Consider the following 26,037-nt stretch of genomic DNA (forward strand, 5'->3'; position numbering starts at 1 on the left):
GCAATGGCGCTCATCAAAACACCAAAACCAGCCGCGGCATGAGCCAGCCCATCCTTCTGCGCCTCCCGCCAAGACCTCCCGGCGGAAAAACAAATCCACAAAAACAAAACCCGCCGAAAATATCGACGGGTTTGTCAGCAGTCTGAGCCGGCGGAAACGCCGGCTTTTTTCGTTGCGGAGAATGACAGGAAGATCCGCCAGTTCCCGGCAGGCGGGCATTTCGGACGTCAATCGCGATAGCTCGGATCGATCCTGTCCAGCTTTCGCAGCATCGCCGGCCATTCCTTCAGCCCCGGCTTTGCCGGCGACATCTCGTACATGTGCGCTGTCAGTTCGGCGATCTTCTCTTCCGGGATCGAAAGGCCCTGCGGCTGGGCGGCCATGGCGGCGAGCTGGGCGCGGGCGGCCTTTTCCAGCCAAAAAGTCCAGACGAATGCCTCGCCGACACTTTCGCCCGAGGTCAACGTGCCGTGGTTCTTGAGGATCATGTTCTTGTGGACCCCAAGATCGTGGATGAGCCGCTCCTGCTCTTCCATGTTGAGGGCCAGGCCCTCGTAGCCGTGGTAGCCGATGCGGTTGTAGAAGAACATCGAATGCTGGGAGAGCGGCAGCAGGCCGCAATCGAGCATGGAAAGCGCCATGCCTGCCTCAGTATGCAGATGCATGACGCAGTTGAGCTCGTGGCGGGCCTTGTGCACGGCGTGGTGGATGACGAAACCGGCGCCGTTCACCGGATAGTCAGACTTGCCGATGATCTTCGCCTCGTGGTCGATCTTGACGAGGTTGCTCGCCTTGATCTCGTCGAAGGCCATCCCGAACGGATTGATCAGGAAGTGGTTTTCCGTGCCCGGCACACGGGCGGAGATATGCGTGTAGATGAGGTCGTCCCAGCCGTAGAGTGCCGCGAGACGATAGGCGGCGGCGAGATCGACGCGCACTGCCCATTCCTCGTCGGTGACCGAGGCCCGGTCGAATTCGGTGATGACCTCGCCGGATTGGTCCTGTCCTGCCAGCCCGATGACGTGACGTTGAAATGCCATGTGACGTCCTCCCCAGAGTTCAAAAGCTAGAGTTCAAAAGCCCAGATTGCGATCGGAACCACCGGCGTCGGCAACGGCGTTCCCTTGAAAAACGCTTGGACATTCTCGACCAGCAAAAGGGCCATGGCGAGGCGGGTTTCCGCGGTGGCGCTGCCCTGATGTGGCGTCATGATCACATTCGGCATCCACAGCAGCTTTTCCGAAACCCTCGGCTCGTTGGCGAACACGTCCAGCGCCGCAAAGCCGAGCTTGCCGGTTCTGAGCGCCTCCACCAGCGCCGCCTCGTCGACGATCGAACCGCGCGAGACGTTGACCAGCGTACCCTCGGGTCCGAGCGCCTCCAGCACTTCGCGGTTGACGATCTTCCTGGTGTCCTCGCCGCCGCGGCTGGCGACGACGAGAAAATCGCTCTCCTTCGCCATCGCCACGAGGTCCGGCATATAGGTATAGGGGACAGGTTTCTGCCGCGGACCATGATACGAAACCCGCATGCGGAAAGCGGCGGCCCGTTCTGCAATCGCCGCGCCGATATTGCCGAGCCCAACGATGCCGATCGCCTTGTTCTTGAGCGACCGGCCGAGCGGGACCTTTGCCGCGATCGTCGTCCATCGGCCGTCGCGAATATATTGGGTCTGGGGCACGATATCGCGGGCAGAAGCCAGCATCAGCGCCATCGCGAGATCGGCGACATCCTCCGTCAGCAACCCCGGCGTATTGGAAATACCGATGCCGCGCGACTTGATGGTCGGCATATGGATCGAGTCGATGCCGATACCGTAACAGGCGACCAGCTTCAGGTCGGGGAATTTTGCCAGTACTTCCGCATTGGCGCCAACGCCGGGATCGGTGACCAGCACCTGCACGCCCGGCATCTCATCCCCGGCTGCGACCTCCGCGAACGACATTTGCCGCCCGCCCATGCCTTCGAGCGTCGAGACCACCGAAGCCGGCAGGACCGCCGTCAGCACAACGATACGGATGGTTTTCTGGTCTGATGTCACGGAAACGATGCCCTCCCCGGATCGAAATCTTGGAACCGACTTTATACGGCTCCCTGCCATGACGATAGGTCTTTTCGTCCATGTCGAACGGAATTTGTCATCGACGGATTACCCGTGAATGAACTTCCAGGGACTTACCTCGCTTTCGAGCGACAGCGGCACTTCGATCAGCCACGGCCCGCCACGCGTGATCGCGGTCTCGATTGCGGTGCGGAGATCCTCCGGCGCACTCACGCGGACGAAATCCACATGGAAGGCGGCGGCGAGCTTGTCGAAATCCGGGTTTTTGAGCTCCGAGCCGATCAGCCGCCCGCCAAAAGCTTCGCTCTGGTCGCGCTTCACGTTGCCGAAGGCGGAATTGTTGAAAACGACGGTGATGACGTCGATGCCATATTGGGCGGCGGTCGCCAGCTCCTGGGCGGCGAACATGAAGCCGCCATCGCCCGCGATCGAGACGACCGGCACGTCCGGCCGGGCGACCTTGACGCCAAGTGCTGTCGGAAAGCCGAAGCCGAGTGTGCCCTGGAAGCCGGTCGAGATGAAGGTGCGTGGTTCGTAGACCGGATAGCAGTACCAGGAGGCGAAACCGGACTGGCAGACCTCTTCGACAAGGATGCCGTCATCCGGAAGGGCCGCGCGGATCGCCTGTAGATATCCGTAATGCGGCGAGATTTTCTGGATGGCCTGCGCCGTTTCCACGCGCGCCTTTCGGATCGCTTCCTGCCAGTCGTTGGAAGGCGTCCGCGGCTTGAGTTCGTCAAGCAGCGCTGTGAGGGAAGTCTTCGCCCTGCCAAGTACGCCGAGGGCCTCCGGTGTGCGGGTCAACTCCTCCGCGTCGATTTCCAGCCGCACCACCGGCACTTCGGCTCTCGGCTTCCAACGCCAGCTCGGCACCTCGAGCCGGGTGCCGATGCCGATGACGCAATCGACCACCGGCCACAGCTTTCGCGCCTCGGCGATGGTGAGGCCGAGTTCGTGGCGGTTGGAAACCACGCCGCGCCCGGAGCGAAAGCCGACCACCGGCGCATGCAGCATTTCCGCAAGCCGCAGCACTTCCTCACGGGCCTCGAATGCGCCGGGGCCAACGAAGATCATCGGCCGCTCCGCCCTGCCGATCACAGCCGCCGCCTCACCGATCGCCACGTCGGCTATCGGATCCGGATGGTTTTCGAGCGGCCAGGCGATCTCGAATTCGCCCTCCGCCACGAACTGTTCCCAGGGCATTTCGACCGTCGCCGGGCCCGGTTTCAGCGAGCGCATCTCGCGAAACGCATGGGCGATGGCGGCAGAAACATCCCCCGCCTTGTCGGCGCGTTCGGCGGACTTGGCGATGCCGGCGAGAACGGCGCGCTGGTCGCGCATCTCGTGCAGATGTCCGCGACCCTTGCCGAGAAACGCGGTCGGAACCTGCCCGGTCAGGCACAGAACCGGCTCGTTGCAGCCCCAGGCGGTCAGCAGCGCCGCACCAGTGTTGAGCACCCCCGGCCCCGGTACGACGGAATAGACGCCGGGATTGCCCGAGGCGCGTGCGTAACCGAAGGCCATGTAGGCGCAGGTCTGCTCGTGCCGCGGCGTGATCACCCGCATGCCGTCACGCTGAAAGGCGTCGAACAGGCCATAGAGCTGGGCGCCCGGTATGCCGAAGACGGTGTCCACATGGTGAGCGCGCAGCGATGCGACGATGGAATCGCCTCCGGTGATGGTCATGTGAGAGATTCCCTGTGAATGGATGTTTGGACCTTGTGGTGCGTGTGGCGCATGGAGCGGTTACGACGGTGCTTCTTGCCGATCTCCCCCCTTGAGGGGGAGATGCCCGGCAGGGCAGAGGGGGGTGCAGCGGCATACTCTTCGTAGTGAATTTGCGGCGCCACCCCCCTCTGTCACTTTCGTGACATCTCCCCCTCAAGGGGGGAGATCAGAGGGAACATGCCGCGCCGCTCAACATCACCGCAAGCGATCGCCCAATCTTCCCGTCCCTACAAACTCTTCCTTACCGTCGGGTCCAGGTTGAACAACTTCGCCGCATTCAGCCCCAGGATATTCCGTTTCGCCTGTTCGCTCAGGAACGGCAGGTCGTAGATCTCCTGCGGCAGGTCGAAATCGAAATGCGGCCAGTCGGATGCAAACAGGAGTTGGCTCTCGGCGTTGATCATCTCCAGCGTCAATTGCAGCGCCTTCATGTTCACCGTTTCCATCGGCTGGGTCGTGTACCAGCAGTTTTCACGCATGTATTCGCTCGGCAGCTTTTTCAGCTGCGGCGCCTCGGAAGGGCGCATCAGGTACTGGTCGTCGAGCCGCTGCATCAGGAAGGGGATCCAGGCGAGCCCGCTTTCCACCCAGATGCTTTTCAGCTTCGGGAAACGTTCCGGAATACCGTTCAAGATCCAGTTGGTCATGTGGACCATGTTGCACCAGACGAAGCTGAGCGCGTGCATGCCGAGGAAGCGGTTGATGGTCGCAAGCGACTGGTCCTGCCAGTGATAGGCGGCATGGAAGGCGATCGGCAGGTTGCGCTCCTCGAGCATCGCATAGATGCGCATGTAGTCGTTGTGGTGCACCGCCTTGTGGCGAACGGACGGAACGCAGAAGCCGATGACACCCGGCTGGCCGGAAAATTCCTCGATGGTGCGTTCCGCTTCCTTGGGCACGTTGAAGGGCAGGTAGGCGAGCGTCTTCAGCCGGTCGTCCTTGGAGAGCACCTTGTCGATCAGCCAGCGATTATAGGCGCGGCCGAGATAGACCTCCATTTCCGGTTGCGGATGCAGGCCGAGCGTCAGCATCGGCGTCGGGAACAGCACCATGTAATCGACGCCTAGCGCGCTCATCGCCCGGCGCGAGAGGGTAATGTCGCGATGAACCCCGTCATCGACCTTTTCGCGGATGCCCGCCTGGTGCGGAATGCGGCCGCCGACGTCCTGGTATTTGAGGCCCATGTCGCCGTTCAAGCCGTAGGAGGCGGTGCCCATCTTCTCGTCGTGGAAGAGCATAGCCTGATGGCGGATGACCGGGTCCTCGATATATTGCACCAGTTCATGCCAGGAGATCGTCTCGGTGTGGTGGGCATCCACATCACAGATCAGCCAGTCCTCGAAACCACGCTTCTTAGCGGCCCGGTTGGCATGCGCGAGGATGTCGCGCGTATCGGTGAAGACGTCGATCTGCTGCACCGGCAATTCGCGGGCGCGATCCTTGTTGGAAATATCCATGTTCGCTCTCCTCAGGCGAAAGAGTGGATTTATGCCTCAGAGTTCATCCGGCCGGCGCCGGTACCAGAGCGCCAGTTCCATCGGCCCGAGATGCAGGGCGCGCAGGATTTCGGAGACGGCTGACAGCGCTTCGGTGGCGGTCACCGTTTCGTCGCGGGAGCCGGTCAGCGGCCGAAAGGTGCGTTCCTCGCCGTCGCTCTTGGCGACGTAAAGCCGGATCGCCGCCGTCATCATCCGGGCCACCGCTTCGTCCGAGACGCGCGATGCTTCGCCGTTTTCCAGCAGTTCGGCCGTCGCCTTCTCGATCTCGGCGGTGGCGTCCTCGATCCAGCCATAGGGGTCGTTGCGTAATGTGGGTTCAGAGGACGACATAGACCTGCCCCTCCCGGATCGCCAGTTCGGCACGGTGCAGGCGGTACTTGGCCGGCCCGGCATTGCGGCCGGTTTCCAAGTTGAATTCCCAGCCGTGCCACGGACAGGCGACGTGCATGTTCTCTTCGTTGTATTGGAGCGTCCGCACCTCCTGCCTTTCATCGACGGGCTCGATGACTTGAGGATAGATGCGGCCTTGACAGATCGGCCCCTGCCGGTGCGGGCACATGTTGTGCCAGGCGTGCAGCGCGCCCTTCACCCGAAAAATGCCGATCTCCCGCTCCCCGCAGGCGACGACCTTGCGGCCGCCATCGGCGATCTCATCCTCCGAACAAACCAGATATTCCGCCAAGGTCTCCTCCTTATCCTTCGCGTGATTTCAATATTCTTGAAATCATTCAGTTATATTGTATAAAGATGAATGAGGACGTCAAGCGGAGAGGTCATGGACGCGTCGGTAAACCAGAAAGCGGCAGGCAAGGACCCGGAGATCAGGGGCGCCGGCATCCAGTCGCTTGAAAAGGGGCTGAAGGTGCTGACGGCGATCCAGCATGCCGGCCGTGCCATGCGGCTGAACGATATCGCGGCTGCTGCCGGCATGACGCCGAGCATGGCGCATGGTTATCTGGTCAGCCTGGTGCGCACCGGCTTCGTCGCGCAGGACCGGCTGTCCGGCCTTTATGATCTCGGCGATGCCGCACTGCAGCTCGGGCTTGCTTCGCTTTCCCGCACCGATTTCCTCAGCCTTGCGCGCGCGGCGATCTCGCAGCTTGCCGCCGAGCTCGGCGAGACGGTGACCCTGGCGGTGTGGAATGGCGATGCGCCTGTCGTGGTCGACAAGATCGAGGGCCGCTCCGACAGCGTCTACGAGATCAAGGTCGGATCGCTGGTCCGCCTGTGGCCGACGGCGACCGGCCGGGTCTTCATGGCCAACCTGCCGAATGCCGAATGGGAACATCACCTGCGCGCCATGATGCGCCAGGGCGGCGAAGCGGAGGGCTCGATCGCCCGTTTCATAACCGATCTCGCAACGGTGCGCAGCCAAGGGTATGCCGCGACGCTGCCGTCCACGGTTCCGGATTTTTCGGCGGTCGCCGCCCCCGTCTTCGATCACCGCTCGCATCTGAAAGCGGTTGTCACCGTGCTCGGTCGACAGGATGGCTTCGATATCGCGCCCTCCGCCCTGCCGCTGACCGCCACGTTGCGTGCCGCCAGATCCCTGTCGCTGCGGCTCGGCGCTTCAGTAAGTTGAGGGTTTTGTGCAACGCGACTTGTGCCGTTGCACTTTCTCCGCTACCCCGCTCATATAACCGTTTAAAGAAGGTCACCGCATCGTGATGGCTGAAGACGTCAGGCCCGAAGAAGCAAGCACCGGCGATTGGGTGATGCAGCAGCCCCGGGCGATCTACTTCCTGAACCAGGCAAATCATGCCGTGCGCAGCCGGCTGGAAGTGGCGCTGTCGGCGCTGCAGATGACCGGCATTCAATATACGGTGCTGAGCGTCATCGGCAGCCGCGAAGGGCTGTCCTCAGCCGAACTTTCGCGTCGCTTCTTCGTGACGCCGCAGACGATGAACGAGCTGATCGGCGGCCTGCAGCGCCGCAATCTCATCACCCGCAAGGAAGACCCGGCCAACCGTCGCATCCTGCGCATGAGCCTGACGACCGAGGGCAAGCGGATGATAAAGGCCTGCGACGCGGCAGCCGACGCCGTCGAGCGGGACGTCTTTTCCTTCCTGCCCCAGGAAAGCTACCAGCAGCTCCGCGAGCTTTGTCGGCTGGTCGCCCGCAATCTTCGCGAGCGCGACGACATCCCCAAGGGAGACTGACAAAATGCACGGCCGGCGATAGATTTTTCGCAGGCCGTGTCGAACGGGCTTATTCTCGAACGACATTGGTGTAGCAGGCCGATGACGGGCTGCGGCACACACGGAGAAAAGCCATGAAATACATGCTGATGATCTATCGCGACGAAGCATTGTTCGCTGCCGACGCCAAGAGCGGCGCCCATTCCGCCCCCTATATCGCTTATGCCGAAGCGCTGAAGAAATCCGGCGCGCTTGTCGGCGGCGACAGGCTGCAGGTTTCCGAGACCGCAAGCACGGTGCGGGTCACGGGCAACAAGACCGAGGTGCTGGATGGGCCCTATGCCGATACCAAGGAACAGCTGGGCGGCTTTTACATCATCGACGTGCCGGATCTCGACGCCGCGCTCGAATGGGCAGCGAAATGCCCGGGAGCGATCAACGGCGCGATCGAAGTGCGCCCGATGTGGGTGATGTGACGCCGATGGTCGGCGGCGGCGAGGTTTTGGACGAGGTTTCCGGCGAGGCCGAGCGCGTCGCCCGCCAGTCCTACGGCCGGCTCGTCGCCTTCCTTGCCGCCCGCACCCGCGATGTGGCGGGTGCGGAGGATGCGCTGTCGGAAGCCTTCGCTTCGGCGCTTTCCGATTGGCCTCATGCAGGCATTCCGAAAAATCCCGAGGCCTGGCTGCTGACGGTCGCCCGCCGAAGGCAGCTCGATGCGATGAGGCGCGGGGGCACGCGCGCCGCGGCCGCGGAGCATCTGAAACTGCTGTCCGACGAGCTTTCCGATCAGCAGCAGGCGGAAATCCCGGATGAGCGGCTGCGGCTGATGTTCGCCTGCGCCCATCCGGCGATCGACGCCCGGATGCGTGGGCCGCTGATCCTGCAGACCATTCTCGGCTTCGACGCGGCGACGATCGCCAGCACCTTCCTGGTCCCGCCGGCCACCATGGGGCAGCGGCTGGTCCGCGCCAAAACCAAGATCCGCGACGCCGGCATCGCCTTTCGCCTGCCCGAACGCGCCGACATGAGCGAACGGCTGGATGCGGTTTTGGAGGCGATCTATGCGGCCTTCACCGACGGCTGGATCGACCCGGCCGCCGCCCCGTCCCGTCGCCGCGGATTGGCGGAGGAGGCGATCTGGCTCGGTCGGCTGGTGGCCGTGATGCTGCCCGACGAGCCGGAAGCGCTCGGCCTGCTGGCACTGATGCTGCATCTTGAAGCCCGGCGCGGCGCGCGGCGGACCGAGGCCGGCGATTATGTAGCGCTCGCCGAACAGGACCCGACCGCCTGGGACAGGACGCTGATCGACGAGGCCGAAGACATCCTGCTCACCGCCAGTCACCGCGGAAGGATTGGCCGCTATCAATTGGAAGCCGCCGTGCAATCGGCCCATGCAATCCGCCGTTTCGGCCGTCAGCCCGATTGGGCGATCCTCGAAACGCTTTACGACCATCTGGGGGCGTTGACCGGCTCGCCGGTCGTTGCCGTCAACCGCGCCGTGGTGATCGCCAGCGGCCGGAGCGTGGAGGAAGGGCTCGCGGTGCTCGATGCGGTCAACGGCGACCAGCGCCTTGCCGACTACCAGCCCTATTGGGCCGCCCGCGCCGACCTGCTTTCCCGCTGCGGCCGAAGACAGGAAGCCGATGCCGCCTATGAGCGCGCCATCGGTCTCGAAACGGACCCGGCGATCCGCCGATTCCTGGCAGGTCGCCGTGTGGGACTCGCAGTTACGTCCTGAGCCGGAGCTGGAGAGGAACTTCGCCGCCTTGCCTTGAGATTAAAGTGCCCGACCGACCGCCCGGTCGTTTTCGAGGCGGGCGATGCAGCCGGCGAGCTTGGCCAGCAGAAGGTCGAAATCGATCGGCTTGGTCAGATAGTCCGCCGCCCCTGCCCGCAGTCCGGTCAAGACATTGTCCTTGTCGGTCAAGGCCGAAAGCAAGATGAAGGGGATGTTGAAAAGCTCGGCGTGGTTCATCTGGATTTCTGCCAGGAGCTGGTGACCGTCCATGACGGGCATCGAAATGTCGCAGATGACGATGTCCGGCCAATAGGACAGGATGGCCTCCAGCCCCTCCTGCCCATTGGCGGCCTCCAGAGTTGCAAACCCGGCGTCCGTCAGTTCTTCAACGATGAGCTGGCGGATATCCGCTTCGTCGTCGATGCATAGTACGGTAATCATCCTGCTCTTCCCTAAGCTGCACGTTTGATGAGATTTGCGAGCGGTCCCTTGTTCGGGAGCGCCACCGTGAATGTTGTTCCCCGGCCGAGCACGCTCTCGACCGAGATTGAACCGCCATGCAGGTCGACGATCTGCTTGACGAGGTTGAGTCCGATGCCGGTGCCGGCAATCCCGGTCGCGCTGCGGGCCCGGTAATAGGGCTGGAAAAGCTTCGGCAGATCCTCGGCATCCATGCCGATGCCGGCATCCTGGATCGACACATAGGACATGCCGTTCTTCGTCGAGGTGCGGATATGGATGTCCGGCGCCTGGGGGGCATATTTGACGGCATTCGAAAGCAGGTTGGTGAAGACCTGTTCGATCGTTGTGCGATCGGCAAGGATCGTCTGCGGCAGATGCGAGAGGTCCCGGTGAATCCTGTGGGATTTGCGAACGTCCATCTGTCGGGCGCAGCAGGATTCGATGATTTCCGCCAGCGAGAGGCGTTCCGGCTTCAGCGTCGTCTTGCCGGTTTCCAGCCGGCCCGCCGACAGGATGCTCTCCATCAGGTCCACCATGCGCAGCACGGCGGCGCGGATCTGGGCCGACTTCTCTTCCACATATTCCGGCTTCTGGGTTGTTTTCGTGCGCGACAGGCGCTGTGCTGCGGCATCGATGATGGCAAGCGGCGTTCGGAACTCATGAGAAGCCATGGTGACGAACTGACGCTGCAGGGCGTTCACATGCCGCTCCTGTGCCAGGAGCCTGTCCAGTTCCTGCCGCTGGTGCTCGATCTCCGTCGTCCGCAGCCTGACGCTCTCTTCGAGCTGGTCGCGATGGCGCATCAGTGCCAGACGGCTCTCGGACAGGTCGAGGGTTGTCTTGCGCAGCCCCCGGCCCAGAAAGATCACCACGCCCATGGCCACGACGATACAGGCAATGCCAACCGGAGCGATCTGCTCGATAAGCATCAGGCCCGGCCGGATGGGCTGCCAAGCCATATATCCCAGCATCGAGCCATCAGTGGCGATGACTGGAATGGCTGCAGTCGATTGGGCCGTGTCGGTGGTAAAATGCAGCGTCTCGATCCGGGCGTAACGGGCGATTTTCTCGACCGCGCTGGCATCCAGGAATCTGACGGCAACCGCGATGAATTCCTTGCCGGCATCCAGCGTCACCTCGTCGCTGCTCGGGACGATCGGTCTTGCGCTGACGACAGCCGGCCGGCCGGCGACCGAGAGGATCTTTTCCGCGAAAATTTCGGCAAGCACCGGGGGATTGGAATCGCCGGGTGCGGTCCGTTTGTGGAGCACCGCCCGGATGTCTTCCCGCAAGGCCGCCGCGGCCTTTTCATCGCCGAGAAAGGTCAGGGCCGCAATATCCTCGCCGTCCCGCATCGCAAAGACCAGCTCGTCCCGCTCGTTGAACACGTAAGTGCGGTCATGACTGAAATATTTGTGCATCCACATACCGATATTGTCGGCAATCCATGGGTGATCGTCCTTGGCGACAAGCAGGACCGCGTCGTTCCAGACGGTGACGCTTTCCAGTTCATGCTGTACGGCTTTTACCTGCTCGTCGAGGCCCTGTTCGACATAGCCCTTCTGCCGGGTCAAGGAGAAATCGTCCACCTTGACCGAGGCAAGCCACATGAACCCGGCGAGAAGCAGCGCTGTCAGTGCCGTCAGCAATGTCAGCACGATCGTGACGTGCGATGTGATACGGATGTTCTGCTGCATGGGCACCGCTTTCTCTCGGCCCATCATGCATCCAAAACATTACATTCCGCTAAATTTTAAATGCCAAGGTTGAACGGAGTATTTTCCATACAGCTGTGGGTGTGGCGTCAGGCGGCGATGGTCGTCCCGGTGGTCGAACCGACACTCCGGGAAAGAAACGACCTCCCTTTCCCCGACTATAACCAGGAAGCCGGGTTTTTCGGCAACCGCCCGTCGGGGTCGGTGACCGTGAGCTTCGGCTGGTCCTTGCCGTTCCAGCGCCAGAGGGCGACGCAGGTTCCGCCCGGCGACATGAATGACGGATAGATGACGCCGTCCCGGCCATCATCGAGCAACCTCTCTGCGAGGAGATGCGTTGCCGGTATCCGGCCGGCATCGAGATCGGCTCGCCATTCGCAGCGGTGGATGGTCTCGTCGACACCGAGACCGGACAGAACCTCGGGACTGGTCAGATCGGCGAGCCGCGCGCCGTCGAGCCGAAGCTGGGCGATCAGGGCCGGGTGCTGGACGAAACCCTGATTGTACTCCGCCCAGGCGGTAGAGAGCTCGCGCGCCGCATAGATGGTCGCTGCGCCAACCGGGTTCCAGCGTCCGCCGAAACGGGCAGCGCCGTCGCCGGAAAGCGGCGCATGCGCCCAGCGCGGCACATAGGCACGCCAGAGAACGCCTGATTCCGGGGCCAATTCAGGCATAGACGCCGGAGCGCACCGCCTCCAGATAGGCGAGCACCTTGTCGGCCTTGCCTTCGCCGACGAGGTCGTAAGCCGTCTTGCCGGCCCAACCCGGGATAGGCTGGTGCTTGAACCAGATCGCCGCGCGGTTCTCGTCGCCGGCCATCTCGCTCGCCATCGCCAGGATGCGCACGACCGGGGAGAGCGCCAGATCGACCTTGCGGGCGCCGCTTTTGGCCGTCAGCGTGTTGCGGGCGACACCGATCAGTTTCGCAAGCTCCGCCTGGGTCAGTCCGAGCAGATCGGACACCCGCCGCGCCGACAGAAGCGCGGATTGCTGTTCACGGAAAGCGGCGGCGCCGATTTCAAAAGCATGAGCCATGTGAATAGTCCTGATCCAATTTTGATCATCTATCGGTCAATATGAGCTCAATTTCCGCACATTTCAAGTGCTACCGCTAATCGTCGTCTTCTTCCAGTTCCGGCTCGACGAAATCGTCGACCGGCAGCTTGCGGGTCAGCAGCCCGGCATCCTCCAGCATTTCCGTATCCGGCAGGTCGCGGAGCGTGTCGAAACCGAAGGCGGTGAGGAAGGCCGGCGTGGTGATATAGGTATAAGGCGCACCGGGCGTCGGGCTGCGCGGGCCGGAGGCGAGGAAACCGAGCTGCCGGAGCGTCGCGATCGTATCACGGCTCACCTCGCGCCCGAAAATCTTCGAAATTTCGGCGCGTGTCACCGGCTGGAAATAACCGATCGTCATCAGCACCAACGCCTGGTGATCGGTCAGATCTGCGGGCGGTGCGTTGGCGGCACCGGAGGCATGGATGACATCCGCAAATTCCGGCCGCGTGCGATGCTGCCAGCCGCCGGCGACCGCGACGAGTTCATAAGGCCGGCCGCCGAGCGACTCGCGGATCTCCTCGATGATCGCTTCGATATCGCAGTCCTCTCCGACGATCCGCTCCAACGCTTTCCGGGTGACGGGCTCGGAAGAGGCAAAGATCACCGCCTCCACCCGCGCCGCCCATTGGCGATGCCGCTCCTCCTGCGTCAGGTGGAGAAGCTCCTTGTCGATGACGATTTGCCGCGCACGCTTCGCCATGCTCAGAGCCCATAGATGCGGAAGGTGGGGCGGCCAGAAAGCTCGCGCACCGCTTCCAGCTGCTGCAGCCGCTCAAACAGCCGGCGCGACGCGAAACGGGAAAGGTTCGGTGTCTGCAGGGAACCCGAGACGGCGTCATCGGATAGCAGCAGGCGCAACCCGTCCTCCGCCCCTTTCGCACGCAGCTTCGGCGTGACGAACGCAAGCCGCTCGGCGCGCCGGGCGATGTCTGCCGCCAGCCGGCCGGCTTCGGCCGCGGCATGCACCAGGGCAAGGCAGATCGCCCGATCGAACTCGTTTTCACCGGGCCGAATGCGGCCGCGCCCGCCTTCGGCGCGAAATACAGAAGAAAAGCGCTGGCTCATCAATAGCGGCACGGGCAGGGGCCAGCGCAGCTTCTGCGCCAGAAGGAGATCGGCCAGCCACCAGCCGAGCGCTTCAGCATCGGGGCGGATCGTGTGCGTTTCGCGGATGATCGCCGCAGCCGCGAACGGCGCGGCCGATCCGGCGAGGCCGAGGTCGTCAAACGTCTGCGTGAGCGTTGCCAGCGGCTCGTCCCATTTGATGCCGAGCATGCCGGCTACCGTCTGCAGCATGTCCGCATCGAGCGCGGACGAACGCGAGGCAAGCCGTTTCCACGCCGAAAGGATCTGCCCGGCCGGACCGGGATCGTCCCCCGGCCTGCGCAGCAGCCAGGCATCGCGCAGCCCGGCCTCGTCTTCCGAACGCCCCGCAAGCCGTACAGCCGCCGCCGCGCATTTCAGGGCCAGCCGCTGCCGCCAGGCGCCCGCCCAGTCCGGTTCGGCCCGAACGATCTGGTCGAGCGGATAAAGCGCGCCACCCGCCATGAATGCCGCACCCGCGGTGTCCGCGGCAAAAGTCTGGGGACCTGCCCAGCGAGCCGCCGGCACGGGCTGAAACGGCGTCTTCGGAGATACGGCCTTGGGAATCATGGGCGCGAGCGTAAATTTTATGTGCGCTTGTGGCCACCGATCGCGCAGCAATCCGCACCGTCGGCTGCGGATTTGCACCGTTATTTGCAGGACGCGCTGCAAAAACACTGAAAATCGACGAGCCGAGGCCCCTGTCCCGGTCGATCAATAGGAGTTGAATTTTGCGGATCGGCGCGCCGCCCTACATAGGGTGCGGCTGGCCAAGGAGGATTTCAGTTTGACGTTCCATCGGATGATTGCATCTCTCGCCGTAGTCCTTGCCCTTTCAGCGCCGGTGCTTTCGGGCCCGTCCTGGGCGCAGCAGCCGCGCGGCGGTGACGAGAACCGCGAGCGGGGGCGCCAGACGGAGCAGAGTGTCGGTGGTGGCATATTCAGCCTGATTCCGGCCGATTCCACCACCGAACATGTCTTCAAGGCGCCTTCCGGCGATCTCCCCTATACCGCGACGGCCGGCACGCTCGATCTCTTCGGCCAGGACGGCAACCGCTCGGCGAAAATCTTCTATACCGCCTATATCGCGAAGAACAGAACGTCGGGCCGACCGCTCACCTTCGCCTTCAACGGCGGTCCGGGCGCTGCCTCCGCCTATCTGCATCTCGGCCTGGTCGGTCCGAAAATCCTGGAATTCGGCGCAAGCGGCGACAACGGCACGACGCCCCGGCTGAAGGACAATCCCGAAAGCTGGCTAGCGTTCACCGATCTCGTGCTGATCGATCCGGTCGGTACCGGCTGGAGCCGCGCCGCCAGCAACGACGCGGCCGGCGGTTATTACGGCGTGCGGCAGGATGCCGACAGCCTCTCGAAGGCGATCACGCTCTACGTCCAGAAGAACAACCGGCTCGATGCGCCGAAATACCTGCTCGGCGAGAGTTATGGCGGTTTTCGCGCCGCCAAGGTCGCCGTGTCTCTGAAGAACAGTCAGGGGATGCTGGCTTCGGGCATCATCATGCTGTCGCCACTGGTGGAAGGCCGTTTCCTTGCCAATTCGGACGATCCCTTGAGTGCAGCGCTACAGCTTCCCTCGCTCGCCGCAGCCGAGATGGAGCGCCGCAACCAGTTCACGCCGGAAAAGCTTGCCGATGCCGAACGTTTCGCCATCGGTGACTATCTCGTCGGGCTTGCCGGCCCCTCCCCCACCGGCCAGGCGGCCGATACGCTCTATGGCCGGGTTTCCGAACTCACCGGCATTCCGAAGGACATCGTTGCCCGCACCCGCGGTTTCGTCGGCGATATCTATGCCAAGCAGATGGGCGGACCGGGAAAGATCGTCAGCCCTTATGACGCAGCCTACGCGGTGCCGGATGCCTATCCGGAAGATGCCGTCACCCGCAATGACGACCCGATCCTCGAAGGTTACACACGCGCCTATGGCGCCGCGTTTGCCGCCTATGCCCGCAACGAACTCGGTTTTGCGACCGAAATGACCTATTCGCTGCTGAACGAGGAAGTGAACCGGCGCTGGGAGTGGAACGGCAGCCGTGGCGGAGATTCGCGCTCGCTCGCCAGCGCCAGCACCGATATCCGCGACTTGCTTTCGGTCATCCCATCCTTCAAGCTGATGATCGCCCACGGCTACAGCGATGCCCTGACGCCTTACGGCGCCAGCCGCTACGTCATCGACCACCTGCCGCCTGAACTTGCTGCCGGCCGCGCCGAACTCAAGGTCTATCGCGGCGGGCACATGTTCTATACCAGGCCGGATTCGCGCAGGAGTTTTGCAGGGGACGTCAGGGCGTTTTACGAGGCCAAGGCGACGGATTGACGAGCGCTCGTTCCGTCATTTCAGCTTCACGATCATGGTGATCTGAGCCGTCACCATGATCTGCGCATTGTCGCGCTGAAGGCGCTGCGAATTGACGTTGTTGCTGAGATTGCTGATCTTACAGTCGCTGGCGATCGTCGCGACCACGAGTTCGCATTGTTTCGCGGCAAGGGTGTAGATCATCCGTTGCGCCGTTTCGATCTGGGGCTCCACCGGCGCTCCATCGTTATAAGGCAGACCAAGGCTGATATTCGATTGGAGGTTGATGTAACCTTCGGGCGACGGTTCCCGCCCGGGTCGCTGCGGAAGATTCGGGGGCATGTAAGTCGACTGAGACCAGGCTGGGAGCGCCGACACGAACAGCACGGCGGCGAGGGTGATCGGCTTGAACGATTTGCGCATGAATTAACCTCCGGTTGCAGCTTCTTGCCATGCAGGCGATGAAGGTGACGTTCCCGAAACAGCTCGAATTTTAGCTGAACCACGGGTTCTTGGCCGATGACGGAAAGGTCACCGTGATGTGAATGCGTCGTGCCTTGCCGCGCTTAGCCGGAAACCGCTACTAGCTCACGTAGGTTGATTTTCAGAAAGATTTTTCGGTCCATGACCAGCGAATACCAGATGTCGAGGCGCGCCTTTGTGATAGGCTCCGTCTCGATGACCGCGACGCTTGCCGGCTGCGCCACCACCGCTGAGCGAGCGCCAGTTCCGGAAATGGCCCGCCGCCCGATCGAGCCTCCGAGCGACGCTGAATTGCAGGCCCGATACGCCGCCCTCGAGGACGGCGGCCATCTCCTGCCGGCGATCCCCTACAAGCAGATCGACCCGAAATATTATCGCCAGCGCGTGGTCGATCCGACCGGCGAACTGCCGGGCACCGTGGTCGTCGATACGCCCGGCCGTTTTCTCTACGTGGTGGAGCCCGGCGGCACGGCGATGCGTTACGGCGTCGGCATCGGCAAGGACGGTTTTGCCTGGCAGGGCGAAGGCGTCATTCACTGGCGCCAGCCCTGGCCGCGCTGGAAACCGCCGAACGAGATGGTCGCGCGCCAGCCGAGCCTCAAGAAGTTCTCCATCGAGAACGGCGGCATGGATCCGGGCGTCAAGAACCCGCTCGGTGCGCGGGCGCTCTACATCTTCCAGAACGACCAGGATACGCTCTACCGCCTGCATGGCTCGCCGGAATGGGCTTCCATCGGCAAGGCCTCGTCGTCGGGCTGCGTGCGCCTGGTCAACCAGGACGTCATGGATCTCTATGCGCGCGTCCCCTACCACGCCCGGATCGTCGTGCATCAGGATGTGCTGAAAACGGTGCCCACGGTCTGAAACGGCCCTCCACCGGCCTCACCGGAATGTCCGGTGATGTTGTTTCGCCGGGCCTACCTGGTGTAAGCAGCCAAGCCGCACTACGCGAAGCGGTCAAAACAGTGCTGGAGGCCTGAACTGGATCTAGACGACGAGACGCAGCAATCCGATGCGCCGACGCCGCGCATGCTGTCATGGGCGCGCAATTCGACGATCTATCGCATAAACCGGCGCATGCACACGGAGAAGCAGCTTTTCGACGCCATAGCGCGCAAGGCACGTGAGAAATTCGAGGATATCGGCGAGGTCCAGGTCAGGGCGCTGGCCGAATTCGCGGTGAAATTCGCCTATGACAACAAGGCACTGGATGATGCCGCCTTTGCCGAGATGAGCACTCGCTCGGGCATGCGCGGCGGCAGGTCCAGACGGGCCATTGCCCAGAAACTGTCGCAGAAGGGCGTGGCGAGCAGCACGGTTATGGCCGCGATTGCCGAGGCGGATGATTTCCACGCGGCCCTCATCCTGGCCCGCAAACGCGCCTTCGGGCCGTTCCGCAGGGGCGAGCTCGACGAAAAACGCAAGGCGAAGGAGTTTTCTGCCTTCGCCCGGGCGGGTTTCAGCTTCGATATCGGCAAGAAAATCTTCGAGATGTCGCTCGACGAGGTCGAGGAGGCGCTGGATGCGGGCCGCGACCTCTAGGCGCCAGGGCGCCGCCGGCCGTCAGGCCTGCTTGAGCGCCGGGTCGTCCAGCGCCGGATTGTAGAAGAGCGACAGCGTCAGGCTTTTTGCGATGCGCTCGGCCGTTGCCATGAACCAGGCTTTCGCCTCGGGGCTCGGAGCCATGTCGTCCAGCGTCGCGGCAAACAGCTCCAGCCATTTCGGGAAAAGCTCCGCCGTCATGTTGGCGACGCCTGCATGCGCCTGGACCGGCTTTCCGCCATAGGCACCATTGCGAAAGGCGACGGAGGACCAGAAGCTCTTCATTTTCGCCATATGCTCCGGCCAGCGTCCGGAGAGCCGCGCGTCGAATACGGGTCCCAGTTCCGGATGCGCCAGTATGCGGCCATAAAAGGTGTCGACCAGCGTGTCGATGAAGGCATCATCGACGCCGATCGCCTTCATTTCCGCTTCTGCGCGGTCACGGATGGCCGCGATATGCGCTGCGCGCCCCTGCAATTCGTCACTCATCTCAAAACCTTGGGTTCCGCCGCATTTGCGGCCCGTCTTATATAGGCCCTGCGGATGCGGGACCCAAGGCCTGGCGTCCGGTTGCGACGATGTGTCAGATGAAAATGGGCGGCAATGTCAAACTTGCGTGAGCGGTGCCACTACGACCGTGCTGCGGTCGCGATTGTCTCGGCAAGCCATTCGTTGAGACTTTGATCGTTGGCGGTAGCGGCGATGACGGCCGCTTCATGAGTGCGCGGATCGAGCCGGACGTTGAATCGTCCCGAAAACGAGCGAAAAGGCTCAATCCCCTTTTCCTTGCAGATTTCAAGGAAGGTCTGGAGCGACTTTTGACCCTCCGCCATCAGGCCATCGAGACTGTCGGAGTAGAAGTCGGCGCCGCCATTCAGGCCGAGGAATTCCCCGCGAAACATGCCGATCTCCGGATCAAGTGAGACAACCGCTTTGTGGCCTTCGATTTCGATGACGTTCCTCATGGTTTCACTCCATGGCTTTCAAGCCATTTTCGAATGCTGGCGACCGCGCCCTTGTCCGTATCGGGCGATGGATGTGGGCGATGAAATACCCTGACCTCGCCGAACAGCACGACGCCAATGCGGGATCCCTCCCGCTCGGTCACGTCCGCACCAAGCGCTACGAACATGGCCTCGATATCCACCCATCGGATCGAACCGCTCGCGGGCCTTGCATAGATCAGCTCAAGCGTGACGCGATGGCGTTTCTTCATGCTGATTGGTACCACTATATAGTACCAAAATAAAGAGGCCAGCAACAACGCCAGTCTCGATCCATGACAGCGAATGGGAAACGGGTATCAGACGCGCTCCAGCGCCACCGCGATCCCCTGCCCGACGCCGATGCACATCGTCGCAAGCGCGTAACGGCCCTTGCGGAGCGACAGTTCGAGCGCTGCGGTGCCGGAGATGCGGGCGCCGGACATGCCGAGGGGGTGGCCAAGCGCGATCGCGCCGCCGTTCGGATTGATATATTCGGCGTCTTCCTGCAGGCCGAGTTCGCGCAGGACCGCGATGCCCTGGCTTGCGAAGGCTTCGTTGAGTTCGATCACGTCGAAATCCTTCGGCGAGATGCCGAGACGCGCGCAAAGCTTCTGGGTGGCTGGCGCCGGGCCGATGCCCATGATGCGCGGTGGAACGCCGGCGGTGGCGCCGCCCATGATGCGGGCGATCGGGGTCAAGCCGTATTTCTTCGCCGCCGCTTCCGAAGCGATGATCAGGGCCGCTGCGCCGTCGTTGACGCCCGACGCGTTGCCGGCGGTCACCGTCGCACCCTCGATCTTGTTCAATACCCGGAGCTTGGCGAGCGCTTCGATATTGGTCGCGCGAGGATGTTCGTCCTTCGCAACAACCACCGGATCGCCCTTCCGCTGCGGGATGGTCACCGAGGTGATTTCCTTGGCGAGGCGGCCGTTCTCCTGGGCTGCCGAGGCTTTCGCCTGGCTGCGGACCGCAAACGCATCCTGGTCCTCGCGGGAAACCTTGTAGTCGATCGCCACGTTGTCGCCGGTTTCCGGCATGGAATCGACGCCATACTGCTTTTTCATCAGCGGGTTGACGAAACGCCAGCCGATCGTGGTGTCGTAGATCTCGGCATTGCGCGAGAACGCGGTATCGGCCTTCGGCATCACGAAGGGCGCTCTGGACATGCTTTCGACGCCGCCGGCGATCATCAGTTCGGCCTCGCCCGCCTTGATGGCGCGGGCAGCGGTGATGACCGCATCCATGCCCGAACCGCACAGCCGGTTCATGGTCGTGCCGCCGAGCGAGACCGGCAGACCGGCAAGCAGCGCCGACATGCGCGCGACGTTGCGGTTGTCTTCGCCGGCCTGGTTGGCGCAGCCGTAGATGACATCGGCAACCGCTTCCCAATCGACGGACGCGTTACGTTCCATCAACGCTTTCAAGGGGATAGCGCCAAGGTCGTCGGCGCGGACGGCGGAGAGCGAGCCGCCGAAACGGCCGATCGGGGTGCGGATATAATCGCAGATATAGGCTTCGGTCATGATCTTCTCTCTCACAGTTTCGGCACGACGAGATCGGCGACGGGTCCATCGATATGGAGGCGCGCGCCGGTCATGGCCTGCAGTTCCTCGACTGTCATGCCGGCCAGCTTTTCGCGCAGGACGAAATGCTTTTCGACGATGTCGACGACGGCATGGCTCGTATAGACCCGAGTGATACAGGCAACGCCGGTCAGCGGAAAGGTACATGCTTCAACTAATTTCGGATCGCCGTTCTTGGTGACGTGTTCGGTGATGACGCAGACCTGCTTGGCGCCGTGCACGAGGTCCATGGCGCCGCCGACGGCCGGTACGCCCTTGGAGCCGACCCGCCAGTTGGCGAGGTCGCCGTTCTGGGCCACCTGCAGCGCGCCCAATATCGCAACGTCGAGATGGCCGCCGCGCACCATGGCAAAGCTGTCGGCATGGTGGAAGAAGGCGGCGCCCGGCTTCAGCGTCACGGCCTTCTTGCCGGCGTTGATCAGGTCCCAGTCCTCCTCGCCTTCGGCGGGCGCTTCGCCGAAGTTGAGGATGCCGTTTTCGGTGTGGAAGATCGCCTCGCGGCCCGGCGGCTGGTAGCGGGCGACCATTTCCGGAAAACCGATGCCGAGGTTCACATAGGCGCCATCCTTTATGTCCTGGGCGGCGCGCCAGGCGATCTGGGCGTTGGAAAGCTTGATGTCTTCGCGCGTATCGATGGTCATGCCTGGGCTCCTGGGGCGTAGGCCACTCCGGCTCGGATGAGCTCTTCTTCCTGCTGCGGGTTGGCGACCTCGACGACGCGGTCTATGAAGATGCCGGGCGTCACGACGTGCTCGGGATCGATGCCGCCTGGGGGCACGATCTTCGACACCTGCACGATCGTCTTGGCGGCGGCCATGCACATCAGCGGATTAAAGTTGCGGCCGGCCTTGTTGTAGGTGAGGTTGCCCAGTGGATCGCCGAGCTGCGCCTTGACGATGGCGAAATCCGCCTTCAGCCAGCGTTCCTGGACATAATGGCGGCCGTCGAACTCGGCGATCACCTTGCCGTTGGCAAGTTCGGTGCCGTAGGCGGTCGGCGTGTAGAAGGCCGGGATGCCGGCGCCGCCGGCGCGGATGCGCTCGGCAAGCGTGCCCTGGGGCACCAGTTCAAGCTCGATCTGGCCCGCGAGATAACGGTCGGTGAAGGCGCGCGGATCCGACGACTTCGGAAACGAGCAGATCATCTTTCTGACCATGCCCGCGTCGATCATCGCGGCAATGCCGATGCGGCCGTTGCCGGCATTGTTGTTGATGACGGTCACGTCCTTGATACCCTTGTCGATCAGGGCGTGGATCAGCTCGATCGGCGCCCCTGATCCGCCAAAACCGCCGATCATGATGGTCGCGCCATCACCGATCTCGGAGACGGCTTCCGCCGTGCTCCCGATTGTCTTGTCCATACGGGATATCTCCTTCGCTATACTCGGCGGAGGTGACCGCCGTGCTCGGGGGCAAGAGATAGATCAGCGCGGGATGGACAGCAAGGAATATGTGCGATAATTGATCTTTGTTCGTATATCGCACATACTGCGTGAACTGGTTATGCGGACGCAGTTGCTTTGCATTGCCTCGACAAGGTTCAGGGAGAAACCATGCAGGAAACGGATTTCGTCAGCGGATTCGCGCGAGGCCTGAAGGTCATTGAGGCTTTTGGCGAGACGACGCCGCGGCTGGCGATCGCCGATGTGGCGAAGGCGACCGGGCTCGACCGGGCGACGGCCCGCCGCTGCCTGCTCACCTTGGCCGAACTCGGTTATGCCGATTATGACGGAAAATTCTTCGTGCTGACGCCGAAGATTTTGCGGCTCGGCCATGCCTATCTCTCCGCCACCCCCCTGCCCCACATCGTCCAGCCTTTTCTCGACAAGCTTGCCGAGGAGGTCCATCAGAGCGCATCCGCAAGCGTGCTCGATGGCACCGAAGTCGTTTATATCGCCCGCGCCTCGCAGAAGCGGGTGATGTCGATCAACCTGATGCCCGGCAGCCGCCTTCCCGCCTATTGCGCCTCGATGGGCCGCGTCCTGCTGGCGGCCATGCCCGATAGCGAAAGCCTGGCGCTCCTGAAACAGAGCAACCTCAAATCCTTCACGCCCCGCACACTCACCGATCCTGTCCGGCTGATGGAGGAGCTTGCCCGCGTCCGCGAACAGGGTTTTGCCGTCATCGATCAGGAACTCGAACTCGGCCTCTGTTCGATTGCGGTACCGCTGGAAAACGACCGCGGCCGGGTGGTCGCCGCAATCAATATCGGTGCGCCGGCAGCAAGCGTCCCCGCCGCCGAAATGGCGGACCAGTATCTGGAGCCGCTGAAGGGCGTCGCAAGGCTTTTGAAATCGCTGCTGCGCTGAACCCATCAGCGCCGTGAATCGATGAGGCCGGATCGATTCAATCATGTCGTTGGACGGCAGAATCCGGACTTGCGATTCTGCTGGCATGACCAGCGAACCGCTTCTCCTCACCCGGCGCGACCCCGCCCGCAACATGGCCCGCTTCTACGTGCTTACGGTCGAACCCGATCTTTTCGAGGGGGCGGCGCTCACCCGCAACTGGGGCCGTATCGGTACCAAAGGCCGTTTCCGCATCGATCTGTTCGGCTCGCGGCAGGAGGCGGAACGCCGGCTGGTCGCGCTTGTCCGCAGCAAGGTGCGGCGCGGTTATCGGCAGCCGGCGGAGCCAGGTTGACAGCTGTCAACTCGAGTCCACCCTTTAGCGGGTAGCCTTGCGCCAGCCCGCAGACAGTGCCTCATCTTCGCTGCAGAACCATCGCTCTCCGTATTGCCTGCTAATAATAGTGGCGTTGTAATCCAGCTGTCCGGGAACATGAAAGATTCGTTCCCGGGAGTTGATGGAGACATTACCTTTGATGTTGCAGGCGGGGTCGTACCACTCGCGGGGCGCAATTGCGTAGCCGCCAGTCGTGGTGAAAGCGGCGAGTGAGGCGGCGACTACCAGAAGCGGAAATTTGCTCATGGCCGAATATAGCGGCCCGGTTCTTATATCCTCTTTCCCTGGTCGCTCGAGTTTTAGCAATTGAGGGCTGAGACGTGACGTTGCATCTCGACAGACGTCCTCGAGCAACGGGTTGACAGCTGTCAACTCGCCTCCGCATGATCCTTGGGGATGGCGGGTGAGCCTCTATGGCCGTTGCCGGCGATTGATGGTCTAACCGAAGCGTCAGGGGACGCCTGCCCTGGGGAGGGATCATGAAGCGCATAACCGGTAACCGTTTGAGGCTGTCGCTTTTGATCCTGTTCGGCTGGGCGCTGATCGGGTGGCTTGCAGGTGCGCTTCTGGCGCTTGTCGGTGAGCCTTCCTTCGATCTCGGCGGCATTTCCATTCCGAAGGCATTGCTCTACGCCGTCATTTTCCTGATCGGCATGTCGGCTCTGTTCGACAGCCGGGAAGTCGGCCTCACCGCGCCGATTTCCGGGCGTTCGCTGCTGCTGGCATGGCTGCCAGGTCTTTATGCCGTCTGCTTCCTGCTGCTGGCGGCCTGGTCCGGCCTTCCCTCGATCGCGCTGGCATCCTCGCTGCTTGTCTCGACGACGCTTGGAGCGGCCTCGCAGGAACTGATGTTCCGGGGCATCCTGTTTGCGGGATTGCGATCCCGCTATTCGGCCCTCAAGACGACGTGGATATCGAGCATTTTCGCCGGCATCGCCTGGTTCCCCGTCTGGATCTGGTACGGCGCCTGGGAACAAGGGGCTGCCGATACGATCCTCGGCTTCCTGCTGAGCATTCTGTTCTCGGCAATCCGCGTCAGAACCGGCTCGCTTTATCCCGGCATCCTGCTGCATGCGGTTTGGAGCTATTGCCTCACGCTGCTGAGGTTGAGCGGGGAGGGCGTGTTCTGGAGCCAACTGCTCTTCATCGCCCTCGTCATTCCCCTTCCGATCTATGGGCTGTTCCTGCTGCGGAAGAAGGCTCTTGCGGCCATGCCGGATGTCGCAGCTGGTTGACGAACGGCCGCAAGATATCCGAAGGCGATCGGCAGTTGACAGCTGTCAACTTGATGATGGGTTGAGAATAATCACTGATGTTATTGCCCTGAATTTGAGAGCACGAGCGATGAAATAGTTTCGTCCCCGCCCGTTTCCGGCAGGTTATGCTTGCACCCAGCAAATGCCGGGGAAAACGACGGATGACCACGCTTAATGTCTTGTTAACCAAAAAATCCTTGACGCGAATCGCCGTGTCGCCCACGTTGGTAACGGCAGGAGGCGAAGAATTTCCGTTTAAGCGTAACCGGGCGCTCAGCCTGTTAATTCGGTCGCCTACCGTAGAAATCGGCAAAAGAATCGATGCCCGGTCAACCCGGCTTCACATCGGAGGCCTATCCTGTCTCCGGTGGTCCAAAAAGGAGCAGGGCATGGTCGGCACGAATGAGGAAGAACCCATGGCGGTATCGGCGAAAAAATCGGGCGCTCTCAGCGCGGACGTCGCGGCCAAGCCGCGGATGCTCGCCGACGAGGCGATCGCCAGGGATGCGCGGGCGCTGTCCGAGCAGCTGAAGGCGATGCGCGAGCGGCTTTTCCCGCCGGCCTCGATGAAAACGCTGAGAGCCTTTTCTTCCGGCGAGGCCGCCAAGCTGATCGGCGTCTCCGACGGTTACCTGCGCCAGCTTTCTTTGGCAGGGGAGGGGCCCCAGCCGGAAACCGGTGCCGGCGGACGGCGCTTCTATTCGCTCGCCGACATCAATGCGCTCCGCCACTACCTCGCCGACCAGGCGCTCGCCAAAGGCAACCATGCCAAGGCGCGTTCCTACCTGCCGCATCGCGACGGCGCCCGCGGCGAACATCTGCAGGTCATCTCGGTCACCAATTTCAAGGGCGGTTCCGGCAAGACCACGTCCGCCGTGCATCTGGCGCAATATCTCGGCCTGACCGGCCACCGGGTGCTGGCGATCGATCTCGATCCGCAGGCTTCGCTCTCTGCACTGTTCGGTTATCAGCCGGAGCTGGATCTCACCGGCAACGACACGCTTTACGGCGCAATCCGCTACGATGCCGAGCAGCGTCCGCTTTCGGACATCATCCGCGGCACCTATTTCCCGGGCGTCGATATCATCCCCGGCAATATCGAACTGCAGGAATTCGAGCATGTGACGCCGCAGGCGCTGGCACGCCGGCAGGAAGGCCAGGACGCCGGGCCGCTGTTCTTCGCCCGCATCCAGGCGGCCATCCAGACGGTCGAGGCCGATTACGACGTGGTGGTGATCGACTGCCCGCCGCAGCTCGGTTACCTGACGCTGTCGGCGCTCTGCGCCTCCACCTCGGTCGTCGTCACCGTGCATCCGCAGATGCTCGACGTCGCGTCGATGAACCAGTTCCTGTTCATGACCTCCGACCTGCTGTCGGTGGTGCGCGAGGCGGGCGGCACCCTGAATTTCGATTTCCTGCGCTATCTCGTCACCCGGTTCGAGCCGAACGACGGGCCGCAGGCGCAGATCGTCGGTTTCATGCGTTCGCTGTTCGGCGAACGGGTGCTGACCGCGCCGATGCTGAAATCGACAGCGGTATCGGATGCCGGCCTCACCAAACAGACGCTCTACGAGGTCGGCCGCGAGAATTTCACCCGCACCACTTATGACCGGGCCGTCGAAGCAATGAATGCCGTCAACGGCGAGGTCGAGGCGCTGATCCACTCCGCCTGGGGATGGTGAGGCGCAAGCAGGACATCAAGAGAAGGCGA

31 protein-coding genes are annotated in these 26,037 nt (G+C 62.6%); 11 read left to right on the forward strand and 20 right to left on the reverse strand.

What is annotated here, in order from left to right:
* Positions 1-227: 227 nt before the first annotated feature.
* The 6 genes from AC1DLT_RS22020 to AC1DLT_RS22045 form a co-directional block, all read right to left on the reverse strand.
* The gene (locus AC1DLT_RS22020; protein WP_477481673.1) at positions 228-1,040 is read right to left on the reverse strand and encodes a class II aldolase/adducin family protein; all 813 of its coding nucleotides are present in this window, start codon (positions 1,038-1,040) and stop codon (positions 228-230) included.
* A 26-nt stretch (positions 1,041-1,066) separates the two neighbouring features.
* Positions 1,067-2,041: a 2-hydroxyacid dehydrogenase gene (locus tag AC1DLT_RS22025; RefSeq protein ID WP_477488174.1), complete on the reverse strand. Its 975-nt coding sequence runs from the start codon at positions 2,039-2,041 to the stop codon at positions 1,067-1,069.
* 108 nt (positions 2,042-2,149) lie between these two features.
* Positions 2,150-3,748, reverse strand: a complete 1,599-nt coding sequence (locus tag AC1DLT_RS22030; RefSeq protein ID WP_477488175.1) for a thiamine pyrophosphate-dependent enzyme — start codon at positions 3,746-3,748, stop codon at positions 2,150-2,152.
* A gap of 269 nt (positions 3,749-4,017) precedes the next feature.
* On the reverse strand, positions 4,018-5,247 hold the full coding sequence (locus AC1DLT_RS22035) for an amidohydrolase family protein (RefSeq protein WP_477488176.1): 1,230 nt from the start codon (positions 5,245-5,247) through the stop codon (positions 4,018-4,020).
* Between the two features lie 36 nt (positions 5,248-5,283).
* Positions 5,284-5,619, reverse strand: a complete 336-nt coding sequence (locus AC1DLT_RS22040) for a hypothetical protein (protein WP_477488177.1) — start codon at positions 5,617-5,619, stop codon at positions 5,284-5,286.
* A complete protein-coding gene (locus AC1DLT_RS22045) occupies positions 5,606-5,971 on the reverse strand; it encodes a Rieske (2Fe-2S) protein (RefSeq protein WP_046668926.1) in 366 nt (121 codons plus the stop codon). Before AC1DLT_RS22045 ends, AC1DLT_RS22040 begins: the two co-directional genes overlap by 14 nt.
* 93 nt (positions 5,972-6,064) lie before the next feature.
* Between AC1DLT_RS22045 and AC1DLT_RS22050 the strand changes: the two genes are divergently transcribed.
* From AC1DLT_RS22050 to AC1DLT_RS22065, 4 genes are all read left to right on the forward strand, one after another.
* Positions 6,065-6,871, forward strand: coding sequence for an IclR family transcriptional regulator (locus AC1DLT_RS22050; protein ID WP_477488178.1), 807 nt, complete (start codon positions 6,065-6,067; stop codon positions 6,869-6,871).
* Between the two features lie 85 nt (positions 6,872-6,956).
* Complete coding sequence (locus AC1DLT_RS22055; RefSeq protein WP_247038306.1) at positions 6,957-7,448, forward strand: MarR family winged helix-turn-helix transcriptional regulator; 492 nt, start codon at positions 6,957-6,959, stop codon at positions 7,446-7,448.
* Positions 7,449-7,561: 113 nt separating this feature from the next.
* Positions 7,562-7,903 carry a YciI family protein gene (locus AC1DLT_RS22060; protein ID WP_040123956.1) on the forward strand — a complete coding sequence of 114 codons (342 nt, stop codon included), beginning with the start codon at positions 7,562-7,564 and terminating at the stop codon, positions 7,901-7,903.
* Positions 7,904-7,908: 5 nt separating this feature from the next.
* On the forward strand, positions 7,909-9,165 hold the full coding sequence (locus tag AC1DLT_RS22065; RefSeq protein ID WP_477488280.1) for an RNA polymerase sigma factor: 1,257 nt from the start codon (positions 7,909-7,911) through the stop codon (positions 9,163-9,165).
* A 39-nt stretch (positions 9,166-9,204) separates the two neighbouring features.
* Here the strand turns inward: AC1DLT_RS22065 and AC1DLT_RS22070 are convergent, their stop codons facing one another.
* The 6 genes from AC1DLT_RS22070 to AC1DLT_RS22095 all read right to left on the reverse strand — a co-directional run bounded on the left by AC1DLT_RS22070 (position 9,205) and on the right by AC1DLT_RS22095 (position 14,051).
* Positions 9,205-9,606 carry a response regulator gene (locus AC1DLT_RS22070; RefSeq protein WP_040123958.1) on the reverse strand — a complete coding sequence of 134 codons (402 nt, stop codon included), beginning with the start codon at positions 9,604-9,606 and terminating at the stop codon, positions 9,205-9,207.
* Positions 9,607-9,617: 11 nt separating this feature from the next.
* Positions 9,618-11,324, reverse strand: coding sequence for a sensor histidine kinase (locus AC1DLT_RS22075; RefSeq protein ID WP_477488179.1), 1,707 nt, complete (start codon positions 11,322-11,324; stop codon positions 9,618-9,620).
* Between the two features lie 176 nt (positions 11,325-11,500).
* Positions 11,501-12,016: an RES family NAD+ phosphorylase gene (locus AC1DLT_RS22080; RefSeq protein WP_477488180.1), complete on the reverse strand. Its 516-nt coding sequence runs from the start codon at positions 12,014-12,016 to the stop codon at positions 11,501-11,503.
* Positions 12,009-12,377: an antitoxin Xre/MbcA/ParS toxin-binding domain-containing protein gene (locus AC1DLT_RS22085; protein WP_040123962.1), complete on the reverse strand. Its 369-nt coding sequence runs from the start codon at positions 12,375-12,377 to the stop codon at positions 12,009-12,011. The genes AC1DLT_RS22080 and AC1DLT_RS22085 overlap by 8 nt, the downstream gene beginning before the upstream one ends.
* Before the next feature lie 76 nt (positions 12,378-12,453).
* Positions 12,454-13,098 carry an SMC-Scp complex subunit ScpB gene (scpB, locus tag AC1DLT_RS22090; protein WP_477488181.1) on the reverse strand — a complete coding sequence of 215 codons (645 nt, stop codon included), beginning with the start codon at positions 13,096-13,098 and terminating at the stop codon, positions 12,454-12,456.
* A gap of 2 nt (positions 13,099-13,100) precedes the next feature.
* A complete protein-coding gene (locus tag AC1DLT_RS22095; RefSeq protein WP_477488182.1) occupies positions 13,101-14,051 on the reverse strand; it encodes a DUF1403 family protein in 951 nt (316 codons plus the stop codon).
* 232 nt (positions 14,052-14,283) lie between these two features.
* Here AC1DLT_RS22095 and AC1DLT_RS22100 point away from each other — a divergent pair, with 232 nt between their 5' ends.
* On the forward strand, positions 14,284-15,813 hold the full coding sequence (locus AC1DLT_RS22100; protein WP_477488281.1) for a S10 family peptidase: 1,530 nt from the start codon (positions 14,284-14,286) through the stop codon (positions 15,811-15,813).
* A 15-nt stretch (positions 15,814-15,828) separates the two neighbouring features.
* Here the strand turns inward: AC1DLT_RS22100 and AC1DLT_RS22105 are convergent, their stop codons facing one another.
* Positions 15,829-16,215 (reverse strand): hypothetical protein, encoded by a 387-nt coding sequence (locus AC1DLT_RS22105; RefSeq protein ID WP_477488183.1) that lies wholly within the window; start codon positions 16,213-16,215, stop codon positions 15,829-15,831.
* Positions 16,216-16,416: 201 nt separating this feature from the next.
* Between AC1DLT_RS22105 and AC1DLT_RS22110 the strand changes: the two genes are divergently transcribed.
* Both AC1DLT_RS22110 and recX read left to right on the forward strand, forming a co-directional pair.
* Entirely contained in the window at positions 16,417-17,139 is a 723-nt protein-coding gene (locus AC1DLT_RS22110; protein WP_477488184.1) for a L,D-transpeptidase, read from the forward strand.
* 117 nt (positions 17,140-17,256) lie between these two features.
* Positions 17,257-17,817: a recombination regulator RecX gene (gene recX / locus AC1DLT_RS22115; protein WP_477488282.1), complete on the forward strand. Its 561-nt coding sequence runs from the start codon at positions 17,257-17,259 to the stop codon at positions 17,815-17,817.
* A gap of 21 nt (positions 17,818-17,838) precedes the next feature.
* Here recX and AC1DLT_RS22120 read toward each other — a convergent pair whose 3' ends face one another.
* From AC1DLT_RS22120 to AC1DLT_RS22145, 6 genes are all read right to left on the reverse strand, one after another.
* Positions 17,839-18,306 (reverse strand): group III truncated hemoglobin, encoded by a 468-nt coding sequence (locus AC1DLT_RS22120; RefSeq protein WP_477488185.1) that lies wholly within the window; start codon positions 18,304-18,306, stop codon positions 17,839-17,841.
* A 140-nt stretch (positions 18,307-18,446) separates the two neighbouring features.
* The gene (locus tag AC1DLT_RS22125; protein WP_247138315.1) at positions 18,447-18,782 is read right to left on the reverse strand and encodes a type II toxin-antitoxin system HicB family antitoxin; all 336 of its coding nucleotides are present in this window, start codon (positions 18,780-18,782) and stop codon (positions 18,447-18,449) included.
* A complete protein-coding gene (locus AC1DLT_RS22130; protein ID WP_247138314.1) occupies positions 18,779-19,033 on the reverse strand; it encodes a type II toxin-antitoxin system HicA family toxin in 255 nt (84 codons plus the stop codon). The genes AC1DLT_RS22125 and AC1DLT_RS22130 overlap by 4 nt, the downstream gene beginning before the upstream one ends.
* A gap of 87 nt (positions 19,034-19,120) precedes the next feature.
* A complete protein-coding gene (gene pcaF, locus AC1DLT_RS22135) occupies positions 19,121-20,326 on the reverse strand; it encodes a 3-oxoadipyl-CoA thiolase (RefSeq protein WP_247138313.1) in 1,206 nt (401 codons plus the stop codon).
* 11 nt (positions 20,327-20,337) lie between these two features.
* Positions 20,338-21,027 carry a CoA transferase subunit B gene (locus AC1DLT_RS22140; RefSeq protein ID WP_247138312.1) on the reverse strand — a complete coding sequence of 230 codons (690 nt, stop codon included), beginning with the start codon at positions 21,025-21,027 and terminating at the stop codon, positions 20,338-20,340.
* The gene (locus tag AC1DLT_RS22145) at positions 21,024-21,746 is read right to left on the reverse strand and encodes a 3-oxoacid CoA-transferase subunit A (protein ID WP_247138311.1); all 723 of its coding nucleotides are present in this window, start codon (positions 21,744-21,746) and stop codon (positions 21,024-21,026) included. Before AC1DLT_RS22145 ends, AC1DLT_RS22140 begins: the two co-directional genes overlap by 4 nt.
* Before the next feature lie 192 nt (positions 21,747-21,938).
* Here AC1DLT_RS22145 and AC1DLT_RS22150 point away from each other — a divergent pair, with 192 nt between their 5' ends.
* Together AC1DLT_RS22150 and AC1DLT_RS22155 are read left to right on the forward strand one after the other, a co-directional pair.
* Positions 21,939-22,694 (forward strand): IclR family transcriptional regulator, encoded by a 756-nt coding sequence (locus tag AC1DLT_RS22150; protein WP_247138310.1) that lies wholly within the window; start codon positions 21,939-21,941, stop codon positions 22,692-22,694.
* A gap of 85 nt (positions 22,695-22,779) precedes the next feature.
* Positions 22,780-23,028 carry a WGR domain-containing protein gene (locus AC1DLT_RS22155; protein ID WP_247138309.1) on the forward strand — a complete coding sequence of 83 codons (249 nt, stop codon included), beginning with the start codon at positions 22,780-22,782 and terminating at the stop codon, positions 23,026-23,028.
* 24 nt (positions 23,029-23,052) lie between these two features.
* Here the strand turns inward: AC1DLT_RS22155 and AC1DLT_RS22160 are convergent, their stop codons facing one another.
* Positions 23,053-23,316 (reverse strand): sunset domain-containing protein, encoded by a 264-nt coding sequence (locus AC1DLT_RS22160; RefSeq protein ID WP_247138320.1) that lies wholly within the window; start codon positions 23,314-23,316, stop codon positions 23,053-23,055.
* Positions 23,317-23,549: 233 nt separating this feature from the next.
* Between AC1DLT_RS22160 and AC1DLT_RS22165 the strand changes: the two genes are divergently transcribed.
* Positions 23,550-24,305, forward strand: a complete 756-nt coding sequence (locus AC1DLT_RS22165; RefSeq protein ID WP_477488186.1) for a lysostaphin resistance A-like protein — start codon at positions 23,550-23,552, stop codon at positions 24,303-24,305.
* Between the two features lie 437 nt (positions 24,306-24,742).
* Positions 24,743-26,008, forward strand: a complete 1,266-nt coding sequence (repA, locus tag AC1DLT_RS22170; RefSeq protein WP_408962417.1) for a plasmid partitioning protein RepA — start codon at positions 24,743-24,745, stop codon at positions 26,006-26,008.
* Positions 26,009-26,037 lie beyond the last annotated feature (29 nt).

It is taken from the genome of Neorhizobium sp. 05N33, from assembly GCF_056397445.1.